This is a genomic window from Flagellimonas allohymeniacidonis (genome assembly GCF_004296335.1).
GTDB classification, from domain to species: domain Bacteria; phylum Bacteroidota; class Bacteroidia; order Flavobacteriales; family Flavobacteriaceae; genus Flagellimonas; species Flagellimonas allohymeniacidonis.
Genome location: NZ_SGIU01000002.1, coordinates 812464 through 829449, shown reverse-complemented (window position 1 = coordinate 829449; position 16986 = coordinate 812464). Strand labels below are relative to the sequence as shown.

At 41.2% G+C, this 16986-nt stretch carries 16 protein-coding genes; 9 read left to right on the top strand and 7 right to left on the bottom strand.

The genetic code is table 11. From position 1 onward, the window contains the following. Window positions 1-102: 102 nt before the first annotated feature. The gene (locus tag EW142_RS12090; RefSeq protein WP_130614184.1) at window positions 103-513 is read right to left on the bottom strand and encodes a BrxA/BrxB family bacilliredoxin; all 411 of its coding nucleotides are present in this window, start codon (window positions 511-513) and stop codon (window positions 103-105) included. A 120-nt stretch (window positions 514-633) separates the two neighbouring features. Between EW142_RS12090 and EW142_RS12085 the strand changes: the two genes are divergently transcribed. The 4 genes from EW142_RS12085 to EW142_RS12070 are packed head-to-tail and all read left to right on the top strand — an operon-like array spanning window position 634 to window position 4137. Then, window positions 634-1371 carry a tellurite resistance TerB family protein gene (locus EW142_RS12085; RefSeq protein WP_130614182.1) on the top strand — a complete coding sequence of 246 codons (738 nt, stop codon included), beginning with the start codon at window positions 634-636 and terminating at the stop codon, window positions 1369-1371. A gap of 28 nt (window positions 1372-1399) precedes the next feature. After that, window positions 1400-1993, top strand: coding sequence for a HupE/UreJ family protein (locus EW142_RS12080; RefSeq protein ID WP_130614180.1), 594 nt, complete (start codon window positions 1400-1402; stop codon window positions 1991-1993). Between the two features lie 60 nt (window positions 1994-2053). Beyond that, window positions 2054-2491, top strand: coding sequence for a deoxycytidylate deaminase (locus EW142_RS12075; RefSeq protein ID WP_130614178.1), 438 nt, complete (start codon window positions 2054-2056; stop codon window positions 2489-2491). A gap of 11 nt (window positions 2492-2502) precedes the next feature. Beyond that, a complete protein-coding gene (locus EW142_RS12070; RefSeq protein WP_130614176.1) occupies window positions 2503-4137 on the top strand; it encodes a S41 family peptidase in 1635 nt (544 codons plus the stop codon). Here the strand turns inward: EW142_RS12070 and EW142_RS12065 are convergent. Both EW142_RS12065 and EW142_RS12060 read right to left on the bottom strand, forming a co-directional pair. Beyond that, a complete protein-coding gene (locus tag EW142_RS12065) occupies window positions 4134-4340 on the bottom strand; it encodes a hypothetical protein (protein WP_130614174.1) in 207 nt (68 codons plus the stop codon). The genes EW142_RS12070 and EW142_RS12065 overlap by 4 nt on opposite strands. A gap of 16 nt (window positions 4341-4356) precedes the next feature. Next, a complete protein-coding gene (locus tag EW142_RS12060) occupies window positions 4357-4935 on the bottom strand; it encodes a MarC family protein (RefSeq protein WP_130614172.1) in 579 nt (192 codons plus the stop codon). 119 nt (window positions 4936-5054) lie between these two features. On the opposite strand from EW142_RS12060, the gene EW142_RS12055 reads away from it, so the two are divergent. Then, window positions 5055-5621 (top strand): DUF3109 family protein, encoded by a 567-nt coding sequence (locus EW142_RS12055; RefSeq protein ID WP_130614170.1) that lies wholly within the window; start codon window positions 5055-5057, stop codon window positions 5619-5621. On the opposite strand, the gene EW142_RS12050 is transcribed toward EW142_RS12055, so the two are convergent. Both EW142_RS12050 and EW142_RS12045 read right to left on the bottom strand, forming a co-directional pair. Continuing rightward, on the bottom strand, window positions 5618-7570 hold the full coding sequence (locus EW142_RS12050) for a tetratricopeptide repeat protein (RefSeq protein WP_240740209.1): 1953 nt from the start codon (window positions 7568-7570) through the stop codon (window positions 5618-5620). The two genes, EW142_RS12055 and EW142_RS12050, sit on opposite strands and share 4 nt — an antisense overlap. A 30-nt stretch (window positions 7571-7600) precedes the next feature. Continuing rightward, a complete protein-coding gene (locus EW142_RS12045) occupies window positions 7601-8335 on the bottom strand; it encodes a LytR/AlgR family response regulator transcription factor (protein ID WP_130614166.1) in 735 nt (244 codons plus the stop codon). Window positions 8336-9244: 909 nt separating this feature from the next. Here EW142_RS12045 and EW142_RS12040 point away from each other — a divergent pair. After that, complete coding sequence (locus EW142_RS12040) at window positions 9245-10231, top strand: ribonucleotide-diphosphate reductase subunit beta (protein WP_130614164.1); 987 nt, start codon at window positions 9245-9247, stop codon at window positions 10229-10231. Window positions 10232-10364: 133 nt separating this feature from the next. Continuing rightward, window positions 10365-12842: a ribonucleoside-diphosphate reductase subunit alpha gene (locus tag EW142_RS12035; protein ID WP_130614162.1), complete on the top strand. Its 2478-nt coding sequence runs from the start codon at window positions 10365-10367 to the stop codon at window positions 12840-12842. Window positions 12843-12999: 157 nt separating this feature from the next. Here the strand turns inward: EW142_RS12035 and EW142_RS12030 are convergent, their stop codons facing one another. Beyond that, window positions 13000-13656, bottom strand: a complete 657-nt coding sequence (locus EW142_RS12030; RefSeq protein ID WP_130614160.1) for a gluconate 2-dehydrogenase subunit 3 family protein — start codon at window positions 13654-13656, stop codon at window positions 13000-13002. Then, window positions 13656-15374 (bottom strand): GMC oxidoreductase, encoded by a 1719-nt coding sequence (locus EW142_RS12025; protein ID WP_130614159.1) that lies wholly within the window; start codon window positions 15372-15374, stop codon window positions 13656-13658. The genes EW142_RS12030 and EW142_RS12025 overlap by 1 nt, the downstream gene beginning before the upstream one ends. 137 nt (window positions 15375-15511) lie before the next feature. Here EW142_RS12025 and EW142_RS12020 point away from each other — a divergent pair, with 137 nt between their 5' ends. Further along, entirely contained in the window at window positions 15512-16510 is a 999-nt protein-coding gene (locus EW142_RS12020; protein WP_130614157.1) for a sugar phosphate isomerase/epimerase family protein, read from the top strand. Between the two features lie 11 nt (window positions 16511-16521). After that, a complete protein-coding gene (locus EW142_RS12015; RefSeq protein WP_130614155.1) occupies window positions 16522-16965 on the top strand; it encodes a DinB family protein in 444 nt (147 codons plus the stop codon). The last annotated feature ends 21 nt before the right edge of the window (window positions 16966-16986 follow it).

The window sequence follows — 16986 nt, the reverse complement described above, 5'->3', positions numbered from 1 at the left end:
AAGGTCAATTTTAGGGGCGATGATAAATAACCCTTGATGACAGGTAAAAATAAAAAAACCACCTTTTTAAAGGTGGTTGCAAATCGAATTTTTTAAAAAAGCCTAGCAGAATTCGTTATAGGCTTCCATTAGGTTTTCGGCAATCATTTCTGCTGGACGCCCCTCAATATGATGTCTTTCGATCATGTGAACCAACTCCCCATCCTTGAACAGGGCCATACTTGGAGATGAAGGAGGAAAGGGAACCATGTGGTTTCTTGCGGTGTCGACTGCTTCCGTGTCCACACCAGCAAAAACGGTAACCAAATGATTGGGTGTTTTACTGTTTTGAAGGCTCAATTTTGCTGCTGGCCGTGCGTTCGCTGCTGCACATCCACAAACTGAGTTCACCACGACAAGAGTGGTTCCATCTTTTTTCAGTGCGTTCTCAACGGCATCACCGGTATATAGTTCTTCGAACCCAGCCGTAGCCAGGTCAGCTCTCATGGGTTTAACCAATTCTTCAGGATACATAGTCATCTTTTTATTTAGCTTTCAAAGATACTTCTTTTGTCGGTTTTTTTTAAACCTCTTAACAAAGCCTAAAGACTTCGTTCTGGGCAAAGGATTATCTTTGCGCTTTACTTTTTTTGAATGATCAAATGGTTCGCCGCTTTTTTGGGGTATTTGGTGTTTCGATTTCCGGGCGCAATCCTTGGATTCATCGTTGGTAGCCTTTTGGATAATGTCGGCGGAGGCCAAAGAGATCCCCGCACCATTTTTCAAGATTATGCAAGGCCCAATGTATCTCCTGCCGATTTTGAATTGAACCTGTTATCGCTTTGCTCAATTATCATCAAAGCGGATGGGCAAGTCAACCAGCGCGAACTTGATTATGTTCGCCAATATTTTTTAAGCACGTATGGCAAGGAAAAGGCCAATGCTATTTTCCGCACCTTCAATGAGGTAATTAAAAAGCGTGAAATTTCGGCCCAGCGCATTGCCACCTATTTGGCCCAACGAACACGTTACGAGGTTCGGCTTCAACTTTTACACTTTCTTTTTGGTATTGCACAATCCGATGGTAGGGTAAGTGAGGCTGAAATTCGCAAATTGGAAGAAATAGCGCGATACTTCAAAGTAGGACAATACGATTTTCAGAGCATCATGGCCATGTTCATTAAATCGGCCGACAATGCCTATAAGATTTTGGAAATAGAGAAGTCGGTTTCAGACGATGAAGTGAAGAAGGCATATAGGAAAATGGCAAAGAAATACCATCCTGATAGAGTGGTCACAGAGAACGAGGCCATTAAAAAAGGAGCAGAGGAAAAATTCAAGGAAGTACAAAAGGCATACGAAACTATTCAAAAGGAGAGAGGGATTTCTTAAATTAGCCACAACCCCAAACTAAAAAACTATGCAAGACTTTTGGTTTTACATCAAATTGGGCTTTAACCATGTTTTGGATTTTGGAGCCTATGACCACATCCTTTTTCTTGCCGCTCTGGCGACCCCCTTCACGTTTAAACATTGGAAGCGAGTAGTTATACTGGCCACCATATTTACCATTGCCCATTGCACCTCACTTGCCTTGGCGGCTTTTGACGTTATGACGGTAGATGTAGGGCTAATTGAATTTTTGATTCCGGTTACCATTCTTTTGACCGCACTGTTCAATTTTATTTATGTGTTCAGGGATGCGGTAAATGTAGGGATGTACCTTCATGTTTTGGTCACTGCTTTTTTTGGATTGATTCACGGCTTTGGCTTTTCCAATTATTTTAAGATGTTAATGGCTGATCAAGAAGACAAAATTGTTCCTTTGCTAGGATTTGCAACTGGGATAGAGTTTTCTCAGGTGGCTATCATTATGATTGTATTGGCCATAGCTTTTCTTGTTCAAAGCATCCTGCGAGTCAAAAGGTCGCATTTTATCATTTCTTTATCGATTTTAATATGTGTTATAACAATACCCTTGTTGTATAATACGTTGTTAAATTTGATGGAATAACGTTGTAGGGATCTCTCAAAGCCGGTATCTTTATTTTTTATCATTTACCTCCCTTACCATATGAAGGATAGCAAACAACTAAAGTATGACAAGGCCTACTTGCGTATGGCCAAGGAATGGGGAAGGCTATCCTATTGTAAGCGGAGGCAGGTAGGTGCGATCATTGTTAAGGATAGAATGATAATTTCCGACGGCTACAATGGAACCCCGACAGGTTTTGAGAACTTTTGTGAGGATGAGGAAGGATATACCAAGTGGTATGTTTTACATGCAGAGGCAAACGCCATTTCCAAGGTAGCCTCTTCAACACAGTCTTGCGAAGGAGCTACACTTTACATTACGCTTTCACCTTGTAGGGAATGTAGCAAATTGATTCATCAATCTGGCATAAAACGTGTGGTATATCAGACTGCCTATAAAGATGATTCAGGATTACGTTTTTTGGAGCGGGCAGGGGTAGTTGTAGAACATCTCCCTGTGTTGGAAGAAATGGTTTAACCACATTCGGTATGGAAAAGAGAAACAGTTACATAGGACCTACATTACTTGCATTGGCTGTTGCCGTGGGTATCTTTATAGGAGGAAAGCTTCATTTTAATGACACTCCAGAAAAACTGTTCACTACAAACTCCAAAAAGGACAAGCTCAATCGACTTATCGATTACATTGACTATGAATATGTTGATGACATTGATACGGACAGCATTGTCGATGTAACGGTAAACAATATCCTAGGAAAATTGGATCCTCATTCCGTTTATATTCCCAAAGATGAGATGAAACAGGTCTCTGAGAATATGAAAGGGGATTTTGTTGGGATTGGCATTAGCTTTTATATGTATCGCGACACCATTACGGTGATTCGTGCCATCAAAAATGGCCCGAGCTATGTAAGCGGAATCAAACCTGGCGACCGCATCCTTCTTGCTAACAATGACACGCTCTATGGAAAGCGTATTCCAAATAATGAAATCGTTTCCCGACTCAAAGGAAAAGCAGGCACCAAGGTTGACCTAAAGATATATCGAAAGTCAGAAGACCGTCGTCTAAACATGACGGTTACAAGGGACAAAGTGCCAATCAAAAGTGTTGATGCCTACTACATGCTTACCCGTGACGTGGGGTATCTCAAAATAAACCGTTTTGCTGAGTCGACCCATAAAGAATTTAAGGATGCACTTCGAAAGTTGAAACTGAGGGGTGCCCAAAAATTAGTACTTGACCTAAGGGACAATCCTGGCGGCTATTTGGGCATTGCCGAAAAATTGGCCGACGAATTTTTGGTGGACGACAAACTTATCCTGTTCACCAAAAACAAAAAAGGAAAAATAAAAAGGGCCTTTGCCACCAAAAAAGGAGGGTTTGAGGATAAACCGGTATATGTATTGATCAATGAACGCTCTGCTTCAGCCAGTGAGATTATCGCAGGAGCACTTCAAGATAATGATGTGGGCACCATTGTAGGAAGACGTTCTTTCGGGAAGGGTTTGGTGCAACGCGAAATGGATTTAGGAGATGGCTCTGCTGTTCGTCTGACCGTCTCACGATATTATACACCTACGGGCCGATCCATTCAAAGATCCTATAAAAATGGACACAATAAGGACTACTATCAGAAATTTATGGATCGCTATAGCAGTGGAGAGCTGGTTTCGGTGGATAGTATTAAAGTTGCCGATTCGCTGAAGTTCAAGACACCTGGCGGAAAAATTGTCTATGGTGGTGGTGGAATTATTCCTGATGTATTTGTTCCTATCGGAAGTAATGAGGAGGAAGCCATCAATAGCATGGATGATACCTACGAGTTTTTTTCAAGATTCATTTTTGAGCACCTTGAGAAGGACAGGACCCAATATATGGACTACACCAAGAACGAGTTTTTGGAAAACTTCAGGGTTGATGATATTCTTTTTGATCAGTTCATTGATTTTGTCCTGAACCGAAAAATCAAGCTTGATTTTTATGCCCAGGAAGACAGAATCAAGGCGTATTTAAAAGCCAACATAGCAGAGCAACTTTTTTCACCAAACGTAGCGGCACAAATCAAAGGTAAGTATGATTCCATGTTATCCATAGTGAAAGAATTGGATGAACAAGAAGCCTTGGATAAATCCGAAGAAAAGACATTGGGACTTAACGACTAGTCTTCCCCTTTTAATTTCTTATCAATTTTTTTGGAGGTCATAAAGATCAATAGTAGCACTATGGCACACAAAGATGCCACAATACCGATTAAGGCTATGGTGCTATCTCCTTGCAGTGGATTGCTAAAATCTATCAAGGTGACGTTGTACGCAATAAGGGCAAGCGCCAAAACAATCAAAATGATGATGAAGGTTTTGTTCATAGGACAGAAGTTATCGTTAATTGTTTAAAAGTTGGTTGATGTTAGTAGCGAAGAGTTTTACGGCGATGGCCAATAAAATCACCCCAAACACCTTCCGAATAATACTTAATCCGTTTTTCCCCAGAACCCGTTCAATCTTTGAACTGGATTTTAAAACCGCATATACAAAGATAATGTTTACAATTATGGCGACCACAATGTTCTCCACGTAGTATTCCGCTCTGAGGGATAGGATAGAGGTCATCGTACCTGCCCCAGCTATCAATGGAAAAGCAATCGGAACGATAGAGGCACTCTGGGGTTCGTCATCTCGATATAAGGTGATGCCAAGAATCATTTCAATGGCCAGAAAGAATATAATAAAGGCCCCCGCAACCGCAAACGAATTCACGTCGATACCAATAAGCGATAGAATACTTTCACCAACAAATAAAAATGCAATCATGATGCAAGCGGCCACTATGGATGCTTTTTCCGATTGAATATGGCCCACTTTCTTCCGAAGGGAAATGATCACGGGAACACTACCTAAAATATCTATGACGGCAAAAAGAATCATGGTCGCCGTTGCAATCTGTTTGAAATTGAAATTCATGGTTCAAAAAATTGATCGGCAAATTTACGTGGAAAAGAGGATATTGGACGTTATCAAACACACAAAAATCATTAAGTTTTTGAGTTTGAATTACCTTTGCGAAAAGGTCACTAAATCCCATGTTTCAAATAGGAAAAACCATTATATCGGAGGAGATTTTGGATAATGACTTCGTTTGCAATCTAAATGCTTGTAAAGGGGCATGCTGTGTAGATGGGCAATCCGGAGCTCCCCTCGAAGAATCAGAAACAAAAATATTGGCAGAACTCTTTGAAACCGTGAAGCCCTTTTTACGGGCAGAAGGAATTCGTTCGATTGAAGAACAGGGTACCTTTGTTAAAGGCGAAGATGGGGAGTGGGAGACTCCCTTGGTGAACCAAAGTGAATGTGCCTATGTTACCTTTTCCTCTGAGGGAATTGCCAAATGCGGATTGGAGGAAGCCTATAATGCTGGCGTTACCGATTGGAAAAAACCTATTTCGTGCCATTTGTACCCGATCAGAATAAGGACGTATAGTGAGTTTACCGCCATCAATTATCACAAATGGGAGATATGTGATTCTGCCTGCAGTCTTGGGCAGGAACTTAAAGTACCCATCTACAAATTCGTCAAGGAAGCTTTGATTAGAAAATTTGGTGAAGATTGGTACTCAGAGCTTGAACAAGTGGCCCGTGAAAGGAGTTAAACCGTTGGGATATCCAAAATTACCTTGGTCCCTTTTGGGGTTCCACCATTATCGAAAAGGTCTACGATATGTACATCGAACTTGTTTTGGTAATCCTTGGCAAAGTTCGCTAGGCGCTCCTTGGTAATACGTATCCCTACCGATTTTCTTTTTAGCACACGATTTTCTTTATTGGTTTGTGCTGCGGTTCTACCAATACCATTGTCGATGATTTCGATGGTCACATGGTTTTCGCTCTTTCTTTTGATATTCAAATGAACCATTTTTTTTCCTTCTTTCGGTGATAGTCCATGCCATAGGGAGTTTTCTAAAAAGGGCTGTAAGGTAAGGGAAGGCACTTTGATAAAATCGGGATCAACGCCTTCATCAATGGCAATCTTGAAATCAATCTCATTGGAAAATCGGATGTTCTCAATGTTCATGTAAAGCTCAACTGTTTCCAGTTCCTCGGATAGCGTAATTTCCTTTACCGAAGACGCCTCCAATATTTTGCGAACAAACTTCGAAAACTTGTTTAGGTAATGAACAGCATTTTTTTGCTCATTGTTAATGATGTAAAGCTTGATGGAGTTCAACGAATTGAACAGAAAATGTGGGTTCATTTGACTCCGAAGCATATTTTGCTCCAAGGAAAGCACCCTTTTTTCATTCTTGCTCTGATATTGACGATATAGAATGTAAAGAATGGAAGAAATAAGCCCAACGATAAGGGCACTTACCAACAAGGTAGTCTGGTTTTTTCGAAGCCGAAGCCGTACGATTTCATTTTCCTTAGCAAGAACGGATATCTGGTTGTTCTTCTTTTCAGCCTCATACCTAACGATAATGTCGGTCATGTACCTGAGGTTGGTGGCATTTGAGATTTGCTTTTCATACTCGTAGGCCGACTTGTAATATTCGTAAGCTTCTTTATAGTTGCCCTGTATCCGTTCAAGGTCTGAGAGTTTCTCATAGCCATATAGAACGTTACTGGGCATATTGTGTGTTCTGGCCATTTCGATTCCATCCAAAATAAAGGCTTCTGCCCTATCATAGTTACCCAACTTGGTGTGGGACCATCCTGTATTGATAAAAACTGAGGAGGTAATAAAAAAGTCACCTATGGATTGTGCCAGCTCATGAAGGGGTTCGAGAAGTACAAGCGCTGCATGGGGCATATCCTGTTTCAAATATACTTGGGCCAAACTGTTTTTGCAGATAACGCGACCCATATCGGAATTTATTTCCTCGTTGTATGCTAGGGATTTTCTGTAGTTTTCAAGAGCACCCTCCAAGTCTCCCTTTTGTTCCAAACAGTCTCCAATATTCTGATGGTTGATGGCCAACCCCAATTTGTTGCCAAGTTCCTCCTCAAATGTCAAGGCTCGCTTAAATTGCGTTATGGCAAGATCATACTGCTCCAGGGTTTGGTAAAGGTTGCCAATGCAGTTCAGTGAAACATTGATGCTCCTTTTGATATGGTGAGAAGGGTTTTCAACTTGTTCGGCCAGTTCAAGAGCCCTTTGATTATAATCCAGGGCAGTTTTTATGGCATCGGTTCTTCGATACACCACCCCGAGCATGTTGAGGCTTAGTACTTTGAATTCAGTATTGTTGATTTCTTCCGAAATCTGAAGGGCTTCCTGATGTAGGTCTGCCGCCTTTTTAAATTGAGAGGTGTTGCGATACTTAGTTCCTATTTGATTGAGCGCATAAGCAAGACCCTCTGGATAGTTTTCTGCCTTACATTGGTCTGCAAAATAGCGCAAAAGCGTAGTGTCGCGCTTCTCCGTTTTAAGTTCAGTATCGATGGTCAAATAGGTCATCGCCTTGACCTTGATTATTTTTTCAACCTTGTCTTTAAAGTCTTCAGGAATCGTTTGGGCCAGGGCGCAACTTACCGAACCTAGAAATAGGTATAAGAGTAGGATGTTTTTCCTTAGGTGTCCGTTGGGACTGGTTTTTTTCAACAAAATTGCAAGCACTGATTTCTTTGCAAATTACAGCATATCCAGAAAATCGGATTTTTTTTGCCGGGAGACGGGTATTTTATGGTTCGACTCCAAAACCACATAACCGTCCGTTTTTAGAAATTCCTTTATCTTGTTGAGGTTGATAATATAGGAGTTGTGTATCCTGAAAAAGCTTCGGTCCGGGAGCAAATTATTTACTTCTTTCAGCTTTTTCGTGAGCAATATTTTTTGACCATCACTTAAAAATATGGTGCTATAGTTGCCATCTGATTCCGCATAAAGAATATCATCGCTGTTCAAAAACAATAACTTCCCATCAGTATTGATGGTGATTTTTTTTCCGGGCGATTGCTCATTAAAGTTCAACAAAATCTTTTCCAGCTTTTCAGCGGTAAAGTTCTTCGCATTGAATTTTTTGATTTTTGTCAGGGTCAGCTGAAGGTCGTCCGAATCGATGGGCTTCAACAAATAGTCAATTGCCTCATTTTTTAACGCTTGCAGCGCATACTGATTATAGGCCGTGGTAATGACCACAGGAAAGTTCTTGTTTTTTAAAGTTTTGATGAATTGGAACCCGTCCATAGCGGGCATTTCAATATCTAAAAACAAACAATCGGGTGTATGGCGTTCAAGATAGTCAAGTGCTTCATGTGCATCCGTAAACGAGGCAATGATGTTCACCTCATCGCTTAAGTTGGTCAATTCCCAACTAAGGCTCTGCAAAGCCTTTACCTCATCATCTACAATTACAGCTTCTAGCATGTACGGGGTTATTACTATAATCAAATTTAGGATTATTCTGTTTAACCTTTTTAAAATTATGTGTTGATGGACTATTTGGGGCTATAAATGGGTCAAAATGCCCCATAATACGTTTTTGTAGAACTTTTCCTAAACCATGGGGCGCTTTTTCAGCAATGGCATGAAGGCAAACAAATTTCCCAAACCATTTATACACAAATGCGAACCAATCACACATAAGGTCTTTTGTATTGGAATAAGGTTCAATAGTTTAGCGGTGCTAACAATCTCAACCAAAATTTACAATGAAAAAGTGCATCATCTTATTTCTTGTTTTGATTTTGGCACTAATAGTGGCGGCTGTATCGGAAAATAATGAACCTGAGATAAATGCCGATTGGGATGAAATTGTCAGCAAGGAATAAATAATTGCTTTTTACAAAAGTTCTTAAAGATTACAGGAAAAAGTGCGGCCAGGGCAACCAACCTCTGTTAAAAGAAACTGCTTGCAAAAATTTAGCCTTGGTTTAAAAGTGTTTTGCATGTTGTTCTGGGTTTTGGGGGAACTACCTGGAGCGATATCGTGAGGCATGGCAAACAAAGGAATTGGCCGTACTCTTGTGATCTTTTATCAAAAAAAGGCTATTACGTAGCAATATTCATAAATAATGAGACCAAAAAGTATATAGGCAATATACTCTTTGGTCTTTTTTTTGTTGTTGAAGGCCGCCAAAAAAAGGCAGAAATAATTTCTCTTGCAAAATGTCAATGAACATCACTTGCGAACCTAGATTTCAACAAGTTGTGTTAAAAACTTTGACCCTTATTTGATAAAACAAACTTTACATTGTTCTAACAATTTTCAATCTTTGTTAGCCCGGTTCTCGGGTAAATTCACTACCACTTTTTAACTAAAAAACATTAAACACTATGTCCACAGCAGTAGAGCCTATTTTGGAAGAAAATGAAGATAGATTTGTTATTTTTCCCATTCAACATCACGATTTATGGGATTGGTACAAGAAATGCGAAGCTTGTTTTTGGACTGCTGAGGAAATTGATCTTCATCAAGATTTGGCCGATTGGAACAACAAACTAAATGACGATGAGCGCTATTTTGTTAAACATATTTTAGCCTTTTTTGCTGCTTCGGATGGAATTGTAAACGAAAATTTGGCCGAAAACTTTGTAAATGAAGTCCAATATTCAGAAGCCAAGTTCTTTTATGGTTTTCAGATAATGATGGAAAATATCCATTCAGAAACCTATTCCCTGCTCATCGACACCTATGTGAAAGATGAAAAAGAGAAAAATATTCTTTTCAAGGCTATTGAAAACTTCCCTGCGATAAAGAAGAAGGCAGACTGGGCATTGAAATGGATAGATTCCCCGAGCTTTGCTGAACGTTTAATTGCCTTTGCTGCTGTTGAGGGGATTTTCTTTTCTGGGGCCTTCTGTTCCATCTTCTGGTTGAAGAAAAGAGGTCTTATGCCAGGACTCACCTTTTCCAATGAATTGATTTCACGTGATGAGGGAATGCACTGCGACTATGCAGTCCATTTGCATAACAAACACTTGGTGAACAAGGTTCCAAAAGAGAGAATTACTGAAATCATTGTTGATGCTTTGAACATAGAGCGTGAGTTCATTACCGAATCCTTACCTGTGAGCCTTATCGGAATGAATGCAAAGCTGATGACACAATACTTGGAGTTCGTTACCGACAGATTGTTGGTAGAACTGCAATGCGATAAAGTATACAACGCAACCAACCCATTTGATTTTATGGATATGATATCTCTTCAGGGGAAAACCAATTTCTTTGAGAAGAGAGTATCAGAATATCAAAAAGCAGGTGTCTTGAACAAAGAAAAGGACACCGATTCCCAGAAAATCAGCTTTGATGCCGATTTTTAAATAACCAACTAAAACGTGCCCTCCGTGCCCTGGAGGGTTTTTTAGAACTTAACCTAAAAGTGTTAATTTTTTTAACACCGTCGATGCAACTGGGTATAACCAATTAAGAGTAACACTAAAATAAACGTAGCACATGTATGTAGTTAAAAGAGATGGAAGAAAAGAGCCGGTGATGTTCGATAAAATCACGGCCAGGGTAAGAAAACTTTGTTATGGACTCAACAATCTTGTTGACCCAACAAAGGTCGCCATGAGGGTTATAGAGGGCCTGTATGATGGGGTGACCACCTCGGAGTTGGATAATTTGGCTGCTGAGATTGCAGCGACCATGACGACCACTCATCCCGACTATGCGAAGCTAGCGGCACGTATCTCCGTTTCCAATCTACATAAGAACACTAAAAAGTCCTTCTCAGAGACGATGAAGGACTTGTATGAATACATCAACCCAAGAACAGGAAAAAAAGCACCCTTGCTTTCCGATGAGGTGTACAAGGTTATTTCAGAAAATGCGGAAACCTTGGACTCCACCATCATTTACAACCGGGATTTTGGCTACGATTATTTCGGGTTTAAGACTTTGGAGCGTTCCTATCTCCTGAAACTTAACGGAAACATTGCAGAACGACCCCAACATATGTTAATGAGGGTAGCTGTAGGGATTCATTTAGATGATTTGGATTCGGCGATAGAGACCTATGAGTTGATGTCAAAAAAGTATTTTACCCACGCTACCCCTACACTGTTCAATTCTGGAACACCGAAGCCCCAGATGTCCTCTTGTTTTTTGTTGACCATGAAGGAGGATAGCATTGACGGTATATACGATACCCTAAAACAAACAGCCAAAATCTCTCAATCTGCAGGAGGAATAGGTTTATCTATTCACAATGTTAGGGCTACAGGCTCATACATTGCTGGTACTAATGGAACCTCCAACGGAATTGTTCCCATGTTGAGAGTTTTCAATGACACCGCTCGTTATGTTGACCAAGGAGGGGGAAAAAGAAAAGGAAGCTTCGCTATTTATGTGGAGCCATGGCACGCTGACATTTTTGACTTTCTTGATTTAAAGAAAAACCATGGAAAGGAAGAAATGCGAGCCCGCGATTTGTTCTACGCCATGTGGATTCCGGATATGTTCATGAAGAGAGTAGAGGCTGATGCAGAATGGACCCTCATGTGTCCGAACGAATGTCCTGGTTTATATAATACCCACAGTGACGAATTTGAGGCGCTGTACCTGCAATATGAAGCCGAAGGAAAGGGAAGAAAGAAAATAAAGGCCAGAGAACTTTGGGAAAAAATATTGGAATCGCAAATAGAGACGGGAACACCCTATATGCTCTACAAGGACGCGGCCAATAGAAAAAGTAACCAAAAGAACTTGGGAACCATCCGGTCTTCCAACTTGTGTACAGAGATTTTGGAATACACCTCTCCAGATGAGGTGGCCGTTTGTAACTTGGCCTCCATAGCACTTCCTATGTTTGTGAAAAACGGGAAGTTTGACCACAAAGAACTTTTCAAGGTAACCAAGAGGGTAACCAAAAACTTGAACAGGGTCATTGATCGTAATTACTACCCGGTAAAAGAAGCTGAGAACTCAAATATGAGGCATAGGCCTATCGGTCTTGGGGTGCAGGGCTTGGCTGATGCCTTCATCATGTTGCGATTGCCTTTCACCAGTGATGAGGCCAAGCAATTGAACCAAGAAATATTCGAGACCCTTTATTTTGCGGCAGTCACTGCTTCCATGGAGGCGGCAAAAGAAGAAGGGGCGTACTCCACCTATGAAGGATCTCCTATTGCCAATGGAGAATTCCAACACAATCTTTGGGGTATCAAAGATGAAGAACTATCCGGCAGATGGGATTGGAGCAAGCTTCGCAAGGATGTTAAAAAACACGGTGTCCGAAACTCCCTATTGGTGGCACCCATGCCCACAGCGTCAACCTCACAAATCTTAGGGAACAACGAATGCTTTGAACCCTATACCTCAAATATCTATACAAGACGTGTCCTTTCTGGAGAGTTTATTGTCGTAAACAAACATCTTTTGGAAGATTTGGTCAAGTTGGGTCTATGGAACGAAAGCTTGAAACAAGAATTGATGCGAGCCAATGGTTCCATTCAACATATTGATGTTATTCCGGAAAATATCAAAGAGCTCTACAAAACCGTTTGGGAGTTGAGTATGAAGGACATCATTGATATGAGTAGGCAAAGAGGCTACTTTATTGACCAAAGTCAATCCTTGAACCTATTTATGGAAAATGCCAACTACGCCAAATTAACTTCAATGCATTTCTATGCTTGGAAAAGCGGCTTGAAGACTGGAATGTACTATTTGAGAACTAAAGCGGCTGTAGATGCCATTAAATTCACTTTGGACAATACCAAAAAGAAAGAAGTTCCTGTAAGCGTAGCAGCCGAGGCAGAAGTAGTTGCCGCAGCACCCAAAGCTGCTGAAGCCATGAACGTTCAAGCTACCCCAGTAACCCAACAGGATGTCGATATACAACCAATGACACCGGAGGAGATGAAAGAAATGATTGCCCGTGCGAAAGAAGGTCAGGCTGATGATGACTGTCTAATGTGCGGATCATAGTTTGTGCTGAACTTATCAGTATGTGATAGTGTTTATTGATTAGGATACCTCGGAAGTTCACCCCACCAGGAACAAAAATCCGAGGTATTTTTGTTTGAATTGGTAGTACAAAAAAGCCCCTTTAAGGGGCTTTTTAAATAAAATATTTGGAATGCTGTTATCTTTCAGGAGACCACGCTCTACCCTGGGTAAGTGTCTGAACATCATCACAGGCTATGTACTGCCCTGGAATAGGCAAATAAGCCAATACTTCTTCGCCAACATATTCTGAATTTTTGTAGGACCATATAGAGATGTCCCGCAAAGAATGGGCAAAGCTAACCAGCGCAATTTCGTCATCCAACACTGCACTGCCGTTTTGCTCAATCCCCATAAAGTATTCCTCTATGGCTTTTTCATGGGCTTCTTCCACATCTTTTGTTCTTTTCTTCAAATAAGTGGCCAACAATGGATCTAAATCTTCCTCTTTCAACTCAGCAAGGGATTCTTTTTGGGAATCGGCAAGAGCCTTGTCAAAAAATTTGCCCATACCCAATCGTAAAAAGTTTTGATGCTCTTCAGGAAGCACCTCTTTCGCAAATTGATCAATGAAGACATGAACATTCACCTCAGTCGCTGAAGGAGTATCTGTCTTGGGGAGAATCATATCCACAAGGGTGTGAATCACGGTCCCTTCATCCTTGGAAAAGAAATCTGGGGTCCAATCCAATACTTTTTTAGTACTACAGCTTTGTACCAAGCTTATCAACGTAGGGGCTGCCACCGTATAGCCGAAGGCCAGTCCCATATTTTTAAGTGCTTTTCTTCTTTCCATTAGATGTTTCCATTTTTAAGTTCTTTCACCGCATGGTCTGCCGCTCTGGCCGTAAAAGCCATATAGGTCAAGGACGGATTGACACAACTGGCCGAGGTCATGAAAGCTCCGTCTGTAACATAAACATTTTTACAGGCATGCACCTGGTTAAATCCGTTTACAACAGAAGTTTTTGGATCGCGTCCCATGCGGGCGGTCCCCATTTCGTGTATACCAAGGCCCAACGCATAAGGTAAATCGTAGGGTTCAATATCCCGAGCTCCTGATTTTTCCAACATTTGTGCCGCTTGGTCCATCATGTCCTTACGCATGTTCAATTCGTTTTGGCGAATCTCAGCATCAAAAGTGACCGTAGGTAAGCCCCATTGGTCCAGTTTTTCGTAATCAAGGGTCATTTTGTTGTCGTGATAAGGAAGAATCTCCCCGAAGGCCAACATGTTCATCATCCAGCCTCCCGGCTTCAGAGCCCCTTCTTTAAACTCTTTGCCATAAGAAGCTTCAGCGACCAAATCATCGTAATCCCCTCTTGAGGCTCCACCTTGGTAACCGTAGCCCCTCGTAAAATCTTTCATATCGCTGGCTCCACCTAAATTTCTAAATCTAGGGATGTAAATGCCATTGGGTTTTCGTCCTTGGTAATATTTGTCATCATAACCATCCATCTTACCTCGGGCACCTACCCAAAAATGATGATCCATGATATTATGGCCCAACTCTCCACTGTCGTTGCCAAGACCATTCTCGAAACGATCGGATTTGGATTGCATCAAAATAGAAGTAGAGGCCAAAGCTGAAGCACAAAGGAAGATTACCTTGGCCTTAAACTCATAAGGTTCTTTGGTAACCCTATCAATTACCTTGACACCTGTAGCTTTTTTGGTATCAGGGTCATACATTATCTCATGTACTATTGAATCAGGTCGTAGGGTCATATTGCCCGTTTTTTCGGCGGCAGGCAATGTTGAGGAAACACTACTGAAGTAGGCCCCAAAAGGACAGCCACGGATACATCGGTTTCTGTACTGGCAACGTACCCTACCGTCACCTTCAAAACGTTTATCACTATTTATATGTGCGACTCTACCGGCTGTGATTACCCTACCATCAAAGTGCTCCGCAACCTTACCCCGAACATGGTCTTCAACGCAGTTCAGCTCCATCATGGGCTCAAACTTACCATCAGGTAATTGAGGAAGTCCCAAAAGCTCTCCCGAAACTCCTATGTAAGATTCAACCTTATCATACCAAGGCGCAATATCTTTATATCGAACAGGCCAATCCACACCTACACCTTCTTTGCCATTGGCGGCAAAATCTATTTCACTCCAACGATAACTATGGCGACCCCACATAATCGAACGTCCCCCCACATGATATCCACGCATCCAATCGAAACGTTTTACTTCATTGTAAGGATGCTCCAAATCATTAACAAACCAATGTTTTGAAGCGGCTTTAACAGTATAACCCGTTCTACCCTGTTTTTCTTGTTTTTTCAGGTCCTCAGTTGTAGGCTCTCCATTATGGGGAAAATCCCAGGGATCCATATTTGCAGTCGGGTAGTCCTCACGGTGCTTTACCATTCTTCCACGCTCGAGAACCAAGGTCTTAAGACCTTTTTCGCAAAGTTCCTTGGCAGCCCAGCCACCACTGATGCCTGTTCCTACTACAATGGCATCATAAGATTCTTGCTCCTCGTTGTAATAAAACTTGCTCATGTATTACGTATTGTTTATCTGCTAAATGTATTAATTATTAAATTAATTTTCTACATTTAAACCCAGCATTTATTGAGAATTTCGTACTATAACGTTATAGTTTTTCTATTCTATTTAAGATTCAATGATCCAACCTTATGAAGAGAAGATATTTTACCCGCAACGGCCTTCTAACCCTTATTACAATCTCCATACTTGGCTTTCAAGCATGCAAACAGAAGAAAGAACAAACCACAGAAACGGCAACCGAAGAAAATGAGACTGAAATGATGTCTGAAGACTTCAAGCTTTCACTGGCACAATGGTCCATACATAGAATGATCCAAGATGAAGGCTTGGACCCTTACCAATTTGCCGCCAAAGCAAAAGAGTGGGGATTCTCCGGGTTGGAATATGTGAGCCAACTGTATGAAGATGAATTGAAGTCTGCTGATTTTTCCAAGGAAGCTATGGATAATTTTGTCCAAAAATCCTTAGCGGAAAGCCAAAAGCATGGGTTGACGAATCTCATCATCATGATAGACCATGAAGGAGATTTGTCTGCGGCGGATGAAACTGAACGAAAAGCCGCTGTGGAAAGTCATTTTAAATGGGTAGATGCTGCTGCTGCTTTAGGGTGCCATTCCGTAAGGGTCAATCTTATGGGGAGCAAAGTGGCAGATGAATGGACTGAAGCCTCGGTGGATGGTCTTACCCAACTATCCAACTACGCGAAGGATAAAAACATCAATGTAATCGTCGAAAACCATGGAGGTCTTTCTTCCAACGCGGCCATGTTAGTAGAAGTGATCAAACGGGTAAACCTTCCCAATTGCGGAACGCTGCCCGATTTTGGAAATTTCTGTGTACAACGGGAGGATGGATCATACTTTGAATCAGAATGTATTGAAGAATATGATAGGTACAAGGGGATTACGGAATTAATGCCCTACGCGAAGGCGGTAAGTGCCAAGTCCCACGATTTTGATGAAAACGGAAACGAAATCAATACGGACTATGCCCGAATGATTAAAATTGTGAAGGACGCTGGATATTCGGGATATATCGGTGTGGAATACGAAGGGAGTGAACTAGGGGAGGAAGAGGGAATCCAAGCTACCAAGGCCCTTTTGGAAAAATTACTTTCAGCTGAATAAAAGATCTGGATATGAAAGGATTTTTACATCAGCTTTTTGACTATAACTTCTATTGCAATAAAAAATTGATAGAGCAATGCACTTCTTTGGATCAAGTACCCGAAAAGTGCAGCAAGCTTTTTAGCCATATCTTAAATTCCCACCATGTTTGGAACCATAGAATTTTAGGAAAGCCTTCTGAGTTTAAGGTCTGGCAACTTCATGAATTGGAACAATGGAACGATATCCATTATGAAAACCAAAGGACGTCTTTTGAAATTATCACGAACACCGATGATTTTGCAAAACGCATAGACTATGAGAACAGTGAGGGCAGAACCCATGCCAATGAATTGAAGGACATCCTTTTTCACATTGTCAATCATTCTACACACCACAGAGGTCAAATCTTGATGGATTTTAGGGATTCAGGGGGTGAACCCCAACCCTTGGATTATATTTTTTACAAACGATAATCAACTAACAACTAAATCAAA

Coding starts and splice junctions, on each gene's coding strand:
- EW142_RS12060 (WP_130614172.1), bottom strand. CDS start 4,935: ATGAATTTCAATTTCAAACAGATTGCAACGGCGACCATGATTCTTTTT.
- EW142_RS12035 (WP_130614162.1), top strand. CDS start 10,365: ATGTATGTAGTTAAAAGAGATGGAAGAAAAGAGCCGGTGATGTTCGAT.
- EW142_RS12055 (WP_130614170.1), top strand. CDS start 5,055: ATGTTTCAAATAGGAAAAACCATTATATCGGAGGAGATTTTGGATAAT.
- EW142_RS12020 (WP_130614157.1), top strand. CDS start 15,512: ATGAAGAGAAGATATTTTACCCGCAACGGCCTTCTAACCCTTATTACA.
- EW142_RS12085 (WP_130614182.1), top strand. CDS start 634: ATGATCAAATGGTTCGCCGCTTTTTTGGGGTATTTGGTGTTTCGATTT.
- EW142_RS12030 (WP_130614160.1), bottom strand. CDS start 13,656: ATGGAAAGAAGAAAAGCACTTAAAAATATGGGACTGGCCTTCGGCTAT.
- EW142_RS12025 (WP_130614159.1), bottom strand. CDS start 15,374: ATGAGCAAGTTTTATTACAACGAGGAGCAAGAATCTTATGATGCCATT.
- EW142_RS12090 (WP_130614184.1), bottom strand. CDS start 513: ATGTATCCTGAAGAATTGGTTAAACCCATGAGAGCTGACCTGGCTACG.
- EW142_RS12015 (WP_130614155.1), top strand. CDS start 16,522: ATGAAAGGATTTTTACATCAGCTTTTTGACTATAACTTCTATTGCAAT.
- EW142_RS12080 (WP_130614180.1), top strand. CDS start 1,400: ATGCAAGACTTTTGGTTTTACATCAAATTGGGCTTTAACCATGTTTTG.
- EW142_RS12040 (WP_130614164.1), top strand. CDS start 9,245: ATGTCCACAGCAGTAGAGCCTATTTTGGAAGAAAATGAAGATAGATTT.
- EW142_RS12065 (WP_130614174.1), bottom strand. CDS start 4,340: ATGAACAAAACCTTCATCATCATTTTGATTGTTTTGGCGCTTGCCCTT.
- EW142_RS12070 (WP_130614176.1), top strand. CDS start 2,503: ATGGAAAAGAGAAACAGTTACATAGGACCTACATTACTTGCATTGGCT.
- EW142_RS12045 (WP_130614166.1), bottom strand. CDS start 8,335: ATGCTAGAAGCTGTAATTGTAGATGATGAGGTAAAGGCTTTGCAGAGC.
- EW142_RS12075 (WP_130614178.1), top strand. CDS start 2,054: ATGAAGGATAGCAAACAACTAAAGTATGACAAGGCCTACTTGCGTATG.